We start from the raw sequence: 11,015 nt of genomic DNA on the forward strand, positions 1-11,015 counted from the left end.
TGACGGTTCATGTGAACACTATTGGCGTATGGTTGGGCAAGCTCGGTCTGACCCGCTTGCAGCCGCGGCCCGTGCATCCGAAGAAAGATGCTGAGGCCGAGGCGAGTTTTAAAAAAACTTCTCCAGCCTGGTCCGCGAGGCCCTGCTGAACACGACTGCGGGTAAGGCGATCGAGATCTGGTTCCAGGACGAAGCGCGTGTCGGCCAACAAGGAACTCATGCCTACATCTGGGCTCCGAGTGGCTCACGACCGTTGATGGTGCGCGACAACCGCCGTGATTCTGCCTACATCTTTGGCGCGATCTGTCCACAACGCGGGGTCGGTGCCGGGCTGATTACGCCGGCGGTGAACACTGAACTCATGAACCTGCACCTCGCAGAAATCAGCACACAGGTGGCACCAGGCGCGCACGCCGTTGTTGTATGCGACGGTGCGGGTTGGCACCAACGGGGCGGCGAATTGCAGGTGCCGAGTAATATCACATTGTTAACCCTCCCTCCCTATAGTCCAGAACTAAACCCGATGGAGAACGTCTGGGACTATCTGAGACAAAACAAACTCTGTGCAATCGTGTGGGAAACCTATGATGAAATCATCGAAGCATGCAAAACCGCATGGAACTGGTTGATTGCCGATCCACAGCGCATCAATTCAATCGGATCACGCGATTGGGCAGTGTGTTGAACTCAACCGGGGATGGTATAAGGCGATGTGGCCCCCGAAAAATGAACCGGGGGCCAAGTTGAAGATCATCTCTTTTATCGTGATAATCGGAACGGAACATGAGCAAGACGAGTTGGAAGATTGACGCGGCGCTGAAGGAGAAAATCACCGCAGATTACTGCGCGAGCAGTCAATGGCGGCTAAGTTGGCGGCGAAATGTCAGGTTTATCCTAACCAGATTTTCTCCTAGAAAAGCCGCGACAGCATCCCATTCAATTTAACAGCTTATACAAATTACCTAATTTTCAGTTTTATAAACTTGTCTCTCTTTTTTGGCCATGCGTTTGATTACGGTGTTGACCTGCCGCGGATCGTAAAGCAGACGCTGAAACTCCTTCATCCCATATTTTGACATGGCGGATTTATTGTCCCGGTCATAGAACTGCGCAAAATGCGGGGTACTCGCTAGAATTGCAGCTTGTTGGCGGAGCAATGGATTGTGTGGCAGAGGCGCGTTTGCCACTACCGGTAACTCGCCGATGGCAGCAGCGAATTTACCCTGAATTTCAGGATTTTCGATGAATTCAAGGAATTTTATGGCATCAACTTTATTCTTGGCTTGGGCAGGGATTGCGAACATGTCGATCGGCGCGTCCTCACCTGGGCCGGCCTTCGAGTTGATAACTGGAAACTGGAAAAATCCGATATTTTTCTTCATATCTGGAGGGATTGCAGGGATCACGAAAGATCCGATCAATGACATCGCCGCCTTTCCGGTAAACATGAAGTTCTGCGCTTCCTGCCAGCGATAGGAAGTAGCGTTTGGGGTGAAATATCCATGTGAGATCAGATCAGCCCATTCGTGAAATACTTTTCGGACGCTGGGTGCATCGTACGAGATTTTACCTTGCATGAGTTTCTCATGCGCCTTGTATCCGTTGGTCCGCATATCGAGGTAGTCAAACCATCCCGCTGCTGGCCACAGGTCCTGGTCGCCCAAGGCGATCGGCGTCACCCCATGCTGTTTGAGGGTCGCACAGTCCACAAGAAATTCCTTCCATGTCTTCGGCACGGTCAGATGATATTTCGTAAATATATCCTTGCGATAATACATACCCCACATGTAATATGCCCACGGAACGCCCCATTGCTGTCCATCATAGGTGAGCTGTTGAGTTACGCCGGGCGCGAGCTTGTGGCTGAGATCCAGTTTGTCCCAAATTGAGGTGACTGGCGCGAACAGTTTTGGCTTAACGAATTTCAGCATCCGAACACCAGGATACCAATAGACAATATCCGGTGGATCTGCCGCCAACCAGTTGCGGATAGCTATCTTTTCATCGGCATTAGCGTAATTATTCACCTTTACGTGAATATCTGGATTTCCCTTTTCGAATGCGGCAACGACAGCATCGAATCCGGTTTGCTTTCCAGGTTGTTGTGGCACCATATTGATCGTCAGCGTGCTGGCCGATGCCGTGGCGGAGAGCAGAATGCCTGCAACAGTGCCAAGCAATGCGACTGTATAGTGTTTTCTCATCATTTCCTCCGTTTATCAGGTTAGCTCGATCCAGGCGGCAACGCCGGCGACTTCCAGATCAGCGCTGCCCAATAAGAATTGGATATTTTCCCTGAAGGGAATAGTCACGCGCTGGGGTCCGGCATTGAACGCGAAATGCAAATCACCCCGCCGTCTGATCCGTAGTCCCGTTGGCAATTGGCGGATAGGTACGGAGGCGCGCGTGGCCTGCCGGCGCAGCACAGAGTCCAGCAATACAGCATCCGGCCAGCCGGCGAGATAGGCGAAATCGCCAGCCTCCAGTAGCGCGGGGGCACCATCGGTCGTATATGCGGCGACGCTGGCAGTCCTGACACAAGCGTGTTCCCGCCAATGGGTGATCGCGCCTTCGATCGCTTCGCCATGAACACCGATCGTGACGCCGGTGCGCAGTGACTCGACCCGAGGGATCGAGAACCCCATGGCAGTGCCGAGATCGCCGGGCGCCAGCGTATCGGGGATCGCGAAATGTGCGGTTTTCGAGCCGGTACGCGGACCGAATAGAATCTGTGCGCCAGTTGCTCGCAACCGGTCGAGCCGAGAGCTATCAAGAATTGGCAGGCACGGAATCACGATGAGGCGATAGCCGGTGCCTTCGGCATCCGCACCGATGATGTCAACGTCCATGCCGAGCCCGCGGAGAGCGGTATATGTCTGGAAGATCAGCTCTCGATACCTGAAATTCTCACCGTGAGGCTGAATTTCGACCAACCAGTTGGATTCGTAATCAAACATCAGAGCCACGGCAGAGCGTTGAGTGCGCGTGTTGGACGGGATGGCGTGGAGTCGTGCAAAATCGTCGGAGAGAGAAGCGATTTCGTCGAAGCCGATATCAGGGCGGTCGTCTGGCAAACGTAGACCCGAATGCATCTGTTCCTGCGCGAAGGGGCATTGCCGCCAGCGGAAATAGGCAACAAAATCGGCTCCATGGGCGAAGGCTTCGAGCGTCCAGAACCGGACCATACCGGAAAGCGGTGCCGGATTGTGAGGTGCCCAGTTCACCGGGCCGGCCTGTTGCTCCATCACGCCGAATGAGGCGGTGCCAATCCCGCGATAGAGATCGTGGTGGAACGCCGCGATATCCGGGTGTCCGGTGCGGCACCATTGCTGCTTTTCCGCGTCTGGGAACTCGAAACTATCTAGAAACCCGAGCGGGTAACTGTCCCAGCCCACCACGTCGAGGTCTCTCGCCAGCGCCCGGTGGTCGTAGTCTGTGAAGAATCCCATTGTGTTGTGCACGAACTGGGCGCCGGGCGCATTGGGCCGGATCGCTTCGATCTGTGCGCGATTGAATCGTATTACCTGATCCGATGAAAACCGTCGCCAGTCGAGTCGGTGCGCCGGATTGGCCTCGGTCACTGTCGCGACCGGCGGCTCGATGGTCTCGAAATCCGGATATTCCATGCTCCAGAAGACATTGCCCCATGCAACATTGAGGGAATCGATACTGCCGTAGCGATTGGCCAGCCAGACTCGGAACGCAGCGATGGCGGCTGCGGAGTAACTGAGAACCGTGCCGTGGCAGCCATATTCGTTGTCGATCTGCCAGGTCGATATTGCGGGATGGCGGCCATAGCGTTCAGCCATCGCGGCGGCGATCCGGCAGGCTTCCGTGCGGTAAATGTCACTGGAAAAACAGTAATGTCGGCGTGAGCCGAAACCCCGCAGCCGCCCATCTGTACCGACTGCGAGGATGGAGGGTGCGTCGCGAATCAGCCAACGCGGTGGGGTGGCGCTGGGCGTACCGAGTACGATGGCAAGCCCGGCATCAGCAAGCGTATTGATCGCGCGATCCAGCCAGTCCCACACGAACCTGCCACGGACTGGCTCAATCCGGCTCCACGCGAACTCGCCAATCCGCACGAGCGAGAGGCCGAGATCCCGCATACGTGTCGCGTCCTGTGCCCACATCTGCTCAGGCCAGTGTTCCGGATAATAACAGACTCCAAGTTTCATGAGTATCCGGCTCCTAACGTATAATATGGATCAGCACCGCCGACTCCGGCGCCAGATTGGGTAGTTGCACCCCGCATGCTGCCAGCGCGGCGCCGGACAAGCTTATCGTCTCGCCATCGATGAATTTGGTCGTTGCCCGCATCTGTCGGCTGTGATGATCGGTTCGCTCGATGATACGGACCGAATAGCGACTACCCGGATCGAGCCCTGTGATTCGCAGCGGCGGAGTGATGATGGCGGAAGAAGTGGTGACCCGGGCACAGCACACCAAAGCTTCGCCACGATCCTGCGCGATCACGCCATTGGCGACCATACCGGGATCGTCCGGCTCAAGCCGGACCGATACCCCGCCGTGCAGCAACGGCCGATAGTGCTTGTAGCGGGCGATCCAACGCGCAAGCAGGGTGCGGTCCGCTTCGCTGAGCGCCGTGACATCTAGTTCCAGTCCGAAATGCCCGAACAATGCAATTGCCGCCTGAAAACCGAAATCGAGTTTGCGACCGGTCGTATGGGCCGGGCTTGGGCCGATATGTGCGCCCATGATCTCGGGCGGTAGATATAGGCCAAATCCCCGTAAAATTGCGATCCGTTCAAGCGCATCGTTGCAATCTGATGGCCATACGCGATGGGTGCGCTGAAGGATGCCGAGATCCGCGCGTGCGCCACCAGAAGCGCAGCTTTCAATTTCCACTGTCGGATGTCGGCTGCGCAACTCGTCGATCAAGCGGTATACGCCACGGGTCTGCCGGTCGACTGAAGCGACGCCGTGATGCCCAGGGGCGGTGAGATCGCGGTTCATATCCCATTTCAAATATGCAATTTCATTTTTTGTTAGCAGCTGGTCCAACGCTGCGAGCAGATAGGTGAATACCTCGGGTCGGGCGAGGTCGAGCACATATTGATGCCGACCAGTGATCGGCGAGCGTCCTGGCTGATGCAGTATCCAGTCCGGGTGTGCGCGGAACAGCTCACTATCGGGATTGACCATCTCTGGCTCGACCCAAAGCCCGAAGTCCATCCCGAGCCCGTGAACGTGACTGATCAGAGGGGTCAGACCGTCGGGGTATTTAGAGGGATCTGGTACCCAGTCTCCGAGCGCACGGTGATCGTCACTCCGGTTCAGAAACCAGCCATCGTCGAGAATGAACCGCTCGACGCCGATGGCTGCGGCAGAATCGGCCAGACGTTTCAGGATCGGTATGTCATGATCAAAATACACGGCCTCCCAAGTATTGAGATGGACTTTTCGCGGTCCGTTCATCTGTGGCAGAATATACGTCCGGGTGAAGCGGTGCCAGTTTGCGCTATAGCCGCCGAGCCCGGCCGTCGAGCAGGTGGTAAAGGCCTTCGGTGCGTCGAATCCTGCTCCAGGAGCAAGTATGATTTCACCTGGCAGGAACAGTGCGCCGCAATGCAGCACCCGTCGCCCATCGGCCAAGCGATCAAGCAGGATCCGATGATTGCCGCTCCATGCGAGAGCGGCGCCCATCAACAATCCATCGGTTTCGGAAAACCCGACACTTCCCAGCGTCAGGGCCGGGACGTTCTGGTGTGAGGTACGCCCCGTTCGGTTTTCTGCAAGCCATGACCGCACCGGCAGTTCTGTACGGTCAAGTACGAATTCGCGGCACCAACGGCCACCGCTCGCGATCAGCTCTGCTATCCGGCCAGGCACCGGCACAATAATCGAGGCGCACCAATCGAGTTGCAGCGGCGTGCTGCCTGTGTTCGTGATATGGGTTGTAGCTTCCAACACGTCGCAGTCTGGATAAATCCGATAAGCCAGCGTCACGGCAACGCCTGCCGGCTCATCCGCGAGATCGAGGGTGATCTCGACATCGGTGTGTCTCCGGTCATGAACCCGCAGATCGGTCAGGAAATCCTGCCCTGCCCGGTGCAGTGCAAGTCCAGGATGACCGGAATATCCTCGCCCGGCGTCCGCCATCAGGCCGATCGGGGCTTCGCACTCCAGGCCGGCGTGGGGCGTGGGGCGGGTCAACCCTTCCGCTAACGCGCCTGCAATCTCATCGGTTGGCAGGATTTCGCCCCAGTGCAACACCCGGGGGATTCCATCGTCGATCGCAATAATCAAGGTGGAGTGAAGGCTATCTAAGCGCAGAAATTCGTTCATCGCCCTATCCTTTTGATGCGCCGAGCGTCAGCCCGGCGATGAAATGTTTCTGCATCGCGAAGAACATCATTACCGGGGGAAGGGCCGCTATGATCGCAGCGGCCGAGACCAGCTGCCATGATGAAATAAACTGACCCTCAAGCGTCTGGAGCGCCGTGGTCACCGGGCGCACATCGTTGCCCTGGACCAGAACCAGTGCCCAGAAATAGTCGTTCCAGACGAACGTGAAGAGCAACACTGAAAGCGCCGCTATCGCCGGGCGGACTAGCGGCAGGATAATATGGCGGAAAATGTTCCAGTCCGACACGCCATCAACCCGCGCGGCCTCCAGTAGATCGTCCGGTAGTACCGCGATGAAATTCCGCATGAAAAAGATCGCGAAACCGCTCTGGAAGGCTATATGAAACAGGATCAGGGCACCAAAGCTATTGTAGAGGCCGAATTCCAGCGAAAATGTCCGCACTGGAACCATCAGCACCTGATACGGTACAAAATTACCGCCGACGAAAATCGCCAGTAGCAGGGTGTTGCCGCGGAATCGGTATTTCGCAAGCGCGAAGCCCGCGAGGGTTGCCAGCGTAATGGCGCCGGCCACGGACGGGATCGTTATGATCAGACTGTTCAGAAGATAACGGCCCATGTCGGATTGCTGGAACACCGAGACATAATTGAAGACATCCAGCTCGTGCGGCCATGTCCAGTAATGGCCGGCATTGATCGCCGCGAGTGTGCGCAGCGATGTTAACAGAACTGCGAACAGTGGAAGCAACCAGATGACGAGCATCACAGTGACGCCGGAGGCATAGGCAGTTCGAATGCCGCGCTGTTGGGGCCGGATTGGTTTCGGATACATCAGCGCGCCACATCTCTCAGGATACGCCAAAGAAAGAAGGCAATGAAAATCGCCATGATCCCGAACAGGACCACGCCGATCGCCGCGCCGTAACCGAGCCTGAAATTACCTATCGCCTGCTGATACATCAGCCACGCTAGCACGGAGGAACTACCGAACGGGCCGCCAGATGTCATTATCGCCACGAGATCGAAACTACGGAGTGAGCCGATCACGGTGACAACGAGTGCTATGAAAGTCGCCGGGCGAAGCTGCGGTAGCACCACGTTCCACAGCAAGGGCCAACCGCGGGCACCGTCGAGCCGGCCGGCTTCGATCAGTTCGGGGTTGAGATTGTTCAGCCCCGTAAGATACAGGATCATGCAGTATGCGGTTTGTGGCCACAGACCGGCGGCGATGATGCCGAAGGTGACTATATGCGGGTTTGACAGGATTGCGACTCCGTGCACGCCGATGTGATTGAGCAGCACGTTCAGCAATCCGCCGTCTGGCTGGTAGAACCAGGAAAAAACGAGGCCGATCACGACCTGCGAAAGAACGAAAGGAAAGAAGAACAGTGTTTTCGCGAGTCGCATTCCCAGAATTTTCTGATTCAGAACGAGTGCCGCGAGTAGGCCAAAGACCGGGGCCAGCAGCATCAGGATCAACCAGAGAATATTGTTGACAATGGAACGCCAGAACGAGTTGCTTTCGAACAATTCTCGGTAATTATGTAGTCCGACGTACCGGGCCTTGCTCATCCCATTCCAATGATAGACGCTGATGATTAAACTGTCGGCGATCGGCCATAAAACCCATATACTGAACATAACCAGCGCTGGGGCAATGAAAATATAAGGGATTGACTGCTGTCGCCAGCGCCCGGGACTGATATAAGACCGCGACATTTCCCCTCAAATCTTTCGCCTGCTCTCAAGATCATCACTAATATATGACAATCTTCGCATACAACGAATTTCCATATTATGGAATTGTGTTCTGTGATCATAATCGGTCGTCGGACGAACACTGTCAAGCGGCCGAATTTACCCGATAGGATCGGGCGTCATCGTGCGCAAACTTTTACGCAGCCGTTTCAGAGATAACCATCGTCAGTCGCTTTCCCAACACGTCAAATCGCGGCTATGGTGTCATCTGGTACACTGCGCTTGCACTGAAACTTTATCAAAACGCGACAATCGCATGAACGTCGCGCTGCTCCTGTTACGAGGCGGGCAGGCTGTATAACTGAACAAAGTACCGGGTCTGCCTGGATTGCAGAACGGACGATGGAAAAAATGGAGGGAACAATGGACGCAGAAACGACAACAATCGAGTCCAGCACGAACCGGCAGCAGCAGTTGGCGCGGCGATGGATCGACGGTTTCAACGCTGCGCTCGCTTCGGGCGATGCCGAGGCGGTGTCGCAACTTTTCGCCCCGATCAGCTTTTGGCGCGACTTGGTGGCCTTTACCTGGAACATCAAGACCGTGGAGAACCGGGAAGGTGTGCGGGACATGCTCGCGGCAACACGGGATGACGCCCGACCAGTCGTCTTTTCGCTCGCCGAGCCGGCATCGGAGGCCAATGGCATCATCGAGGCCTGGCTGACCTTCGAGACGAAAGTCGGTCGCGGTGAGGGGCTGGTTCGTCTGCGCGATGGGCTCGCATGGACGCTGCTGACCGCACTTTCCGAACTCAAAGGGCATGAAGAGCCGAAGGGGCCCCGCCGACCGCTGGGCGCCGAGCACGGCGTCATACGCGGCCGCAAGAGCTGGGCCGAACGCCAGGCGGATGAGGCGCGTACCATCGGGTTCGAAACCCAGCCTTACGTGCTCGTCATCGGTGGCGGTCAGGGCGGAATCGCGCTGGGGGCGCGGCTGCGCCAGCTCGGTGTCCCGTCGGTCGTGATCGATCGGCACGAGCGCGCGGGCGATCAATGGCGCAAAAGGTACAAATCCCTCTGTTTGCACGATCCCGTCTGGTACGATCACCTGCCGTACATCGACTTCCCGGCAAACTGGCCGGTATTCTCGCCAAAAGACAAGATCGGCGACTGGCTCGAGATGTACACCAAGGTCATGGACATCAATTACTGGGTCAGCACGACCGCGAAAAGCGCCGTCTATGACAAGGACCACAGCACGTGGCGCGTGATCGTCGATCGCCATGGCGAGACCCTCGAACTGCGGCCAACACATCTGGTTCTTGCGACGGGCATGTCCGGGAAACCCCATATTCCAGCTTTCAGGGGGATCGAGCGGTTTCGAGGCGAGCAGCATCACAGCTCACAGCATCCGGGACCTGATGCATACGCGGGCAAGAGAGTTGTTGTCATTGGATCGAACAACTCGGCGCACGACATCTGTGCAGCGTTATGGGAGCACGGCGCCGACGTGACGATGGTGCAGCGATCGAGCACACACATCGTGCGCTCCAACTCGCTCATGGAAATCGGGCTCGGAGATCTTTATTCCGAGCGTGCTGTCGATCGCGGCGTCACGACACATCGCGCCGATATGATCTTTGCATCGCTGCCGTACCGGATCATGCACGAGTTTCAACGTCCGGTCTACGACGCCATTCGTGAGAGAGACGCCGATTTCTACGCGGCTCTGCGGAAGGTGGGTTTCATGCTGGATTTTGGCGCTGACGATTCGGGCTTGTTCATGAAATATCTGCGTCGCGGCTCGGGATATTACATCGATGTCGGCGCATCCGATCTCGTGATCGACGCCAGTATCAAGCTCAAGAGCGGCGTCCCCGTCGAGGAGATCACCGAAACGGGTGTGCGCATGGCGGACGGGGTCGAACTGCCGGCTGACCTCATCGTATATGCGACCGGCTATGGGTCAATGAACGGATGGGCGGCCGACCTGATCAGCCAGGACGTGGCGGACCGGGTTGGTAAGGTCTGGGGACTCGGTTCCGATACGCCGAAGGATCCCGGGCCGTGGGAAGGCGAACAGCGAAACATGTGGAAGCCGACCCAGCAGGAAAATCTCTGGTTTCACGGGGGTAACCTGCATCAGTCACGGCATTACTCGCTCTATCTCGCCTTGCAGCTCAAGGCGCGGCAGATCGGGCTTGCAACCCCTGTCTACGGCCTGCAGGAGGTCCATCATCTGACCTGATGTTCGAGTGCATGTCTGACCGGGCCGAACGATGCAGGCGCCATCGACAGACGCCGCAACCCGGCCCGGACCAGGTCTTGTGCGATGCCGGGATCCCCGGCCGCCTCGCCGCAGAATGAAAGCGGCATCCCGGCTGTGAGTTTTCCTTATAGGGCTCTGCCTCAATTCGTGTGATCGTGGTGCTGCTTGACGGCTCAGACGGAGCCTGGGCCGATGTGGCATGATCAAAAATGCAAAATGGGCGCTTGGATCTGGCCACGAGCTCTTGGGGTCGGAGTGCCGCGACGGGCGCTGGACGGTCTCGGCCGTGGGGCAGGGGAGCGCTCGTTGTCCCGGATGTGATGTGCGATCTAGCTGGCGTCACGGTTGGCACGTTCGCCTTCTGCAGGACCTGCCGGCTCAGGGGACGCCGGTCACGCTGCGAGTGCGCCTTTTACGATGGCGATGTCAGAACCAAGGGTGCGCGCGTAAGACGTTCAGCGACCGGCTTCCCCAAATCGCCCTAACGTCTGCTCGAAGGACCTGCCGGGTGGCCGATTTGACTAGGCTTTTCGGCCACCTCGCCGTCAGTCGTCCGGCGGAGCGCTTGATGGCTAGCCTGGGGCTGCCACAGAGTGATGACTCGATATTGCGCCATCTCAAGCGCCATGCTGGCGCGCCCGCCGAGGTAGCAACGGTGCGGGTAGTCGGGATAGATGACTGGGCTTGGCAGAAGGGGTTCAGATACGGGACGATCATGG

10 protein-coding genes are annotated in these 11,015 nt (G+C 57.3%); 4 read left to right on the forward strand and 6 right to left on the reverse strand.

Annotated features, from left to right (window positions below; translation table 11 throughout):
* The first annotated feature begins 11 nt into the window (after positions 1–11).
* Together ACP5E6_RS13505 and ACP5E6_RS13510 are read left to right on the forward strand one after the other, a co-directional pair.
* Positions 12–149 carry a winged helix-turn-helix domain-containing protein gene (locus ACP5E6_RS13505; protein WP_427954824.1) on the forward strand — a complete coding sequence of 46 codons (138 nt, stop codon included), beginning with the start codon at positions 12–14 and terminating at the stop codon, positions 147–149.
* Positions 146–685, forward strand: coding sequence for an IS630 family transposase (locus tag ACP5E6_RS13510; protein ID WP_427954826.1), 540 nt, complete (start codon positions 146–148; stop codon positions 683–685). Before ACP5E6_RS13505 ends, ACP5E6_RS13510 begins: the two co-directional genes overlap by 4 nt.
* 277 nt (positions 686–962) lie before the next feature.
* Here the strand turns inward: ACP5E6_RS13510 and ACP5E6_RS13515 are convergent, their stop codons facing one another.
* Genes ACP5E6_RS13515 through ACP5E6_RS13535 form a run of 5 tightly spaced genes read right to left on the reverse strand, consistent with a single transcriptional unit; the run spans position 963 to position 8,049 of the window.
* On the reverse strand, positions 963–2,204 hold the full coding sequence (locus tag ACP5E6_RS13515) for an ABC transporter substrate-binding protein (protein ID WP_427954815.1): 1,242 nt from the start codon (positions 2,202–2,204) through the stop codon (positions 963–965).
* A gap of 15 nt (positions 2,205–2,219) precedes the next feature.
* Complete coding sequence (locus ACP5E6_RS13520) at positions 2,220–4,178, reverse strand: beta-galactosidase (protein ID WP_427954816.1); 1,959 nt, start codon at positions 4,176–4,178, stop codon at positions 2,220–2,222.
* A 13-nt stretch (positions 4,179–4,191) separates the two neighbouring features.
* On the reverse strand, positions 4,192–6,309 hold the full coding sequence (locus ACP5E6_RS13525; RefSeq protein WP_427954817.1) for an alpha-galactosidase: 2,118 nt from the start codon (positions 6,307–6,309) through the stop codon (positions 4,192–4,194).
* A 4-nt stretch (positions 6,310–6,313) separates the two neighbouring features.
* Positions 6,314–7,162 carry a carbohydrate ABC transporter permease gene (locus ACP5E6_RS13530; protein WP_427954818.1) on the reverse strand — a complete coding sequence of 283 codons (849 nt, stop codon included), beginning with the start codon at positions 7,160–7,162 and terminating at the stop codon, positions 6,314–6,316.
* Positions 7,162–8,049 carry a carbohydrate ABC transporter permease gene (locus ACP5E6_RS13535; RefSeq protein WP_427954819.1) on the reverse strand — a complete coding sequence of 296 codons (888 nt, stop codon included), beginning with the start codon at positions 8,047–8,049 and terminating at the stop codon, positions 7,162–7,164. The genes ACP5E6_RS13530 and ACP5E6_RS13535 overlap by 1 nt, the downstream gene beginning before the upstream one ends.
* Positions 8,050–8,451: 402 nt before the next feature.
* On the opposite strand from ACP5E6_RS13535, the gene ACP5E6_RS13540 reads away from it, so the two are divergent.
* A complete protein-coding gene (locus tag ACP5E6_RS13540; protein WP_427954820.1) occupies positions 8,452–10,275 on the forward strand; it encodes an NAD(P)/FAD-dependent oxidoreductase in 1,824 nt (607 codons plus the stop codon).
* Here the strand turns inward: ACP5E6_RS13540 and ACP5E6_RS13545 are convergent.
* Complete coding sequence (locus ACP5E6_RS13545) at positions 10,263–10,403, reverse strand: putative PEP-binding protein (RefSeq protein ID WP_427954821.1); 141 nt, start codon at positions 10,401–10,403, stop codon at positions 10,263–10,265. The two genes, ACP5E6_RS13540 and ACP5E6_RS13545, sit on opposite strands and share 13 nt — an antisense overlap.
* 92 nt (positions 10,404–10,495) lie before the next feature.
* On the opposite strand from ACP5E6_RS13545, the gene ACP5E6_RS13550 reads away from it, so the two are divergent.
* Positions 10,496–11,015: transposase family protein (locus ACP5E6_RS13550; RefSeq protein WP_427954822.1), on the forward strand; the 520-nt coding region annotated here is incomplete at its 3' end.

It is taken from the genome of Acidiphilium sp. (assembly GCF_049977125.1).
Lineage (GTDB): Bacteria > Pseudomonadota > Alphaproteobacteria > Acetobacterales > Acetobacteraceae > Acidiphilium.

What these genes read in the sequence shown, in the direction of transcription:
- ACP5E6_RS13525 (WP_427954817.1), bottom strand. Translation starts at nt 6,309, where the DNA reads ATGAACGAATTTCTGCGCTTAGATAGCCTTCACTCCACCTTGATTATT.
- ACP5E6_RS13545 (WP_427954821.1), bottom strand. Translation starts at nt 10,403, where the DNA reads ATGCCGCTTTCATTCTGCGGCGAGGCGGCCGGGGATCCCGGCATCGCA.
- ACP5E6_RS13515 (WP_427954815.1), bottom strand. Translation starts at nt 2,204, where the DNA reads ATGAGAAAACACTATACAGTCGCATTGCTTGGCACTGTTGCAGGCATT.
- ACP5E6_RS13535 (WP_427954819.1), bottom strand. Translation starts at nt 8,049, where the DNA reads ATGTCGCGGTCTTATATCAGTCCCGGGCGCTGGCGACAGCAGTCAATC.
- ACP5E6_RS13520 (WP_427954816.1), bottom strand. Translation starts at nt 4,178, where the DNA reads ATGAAACTTGGAGTCTGTTATTATCCGGAACACTGGCCTGAGCAGATG.
- ACP5E6_RS13540 (WP_427954820.1), top strand. Translation starts at nt 8,452, where the DNA reads ATGGACGCAGAAACGACAACAATCGAGTCCAGCACGAACCGGCAGCAG.
- ACP5E6_RS13530 (WP_427954818.1), bottom strand. Translation starts at nt 7,162, where the DNA reads ATGTATCCGAAACCAATCCGGCCCCAACAGCGCGGCATTCGAACTGCC.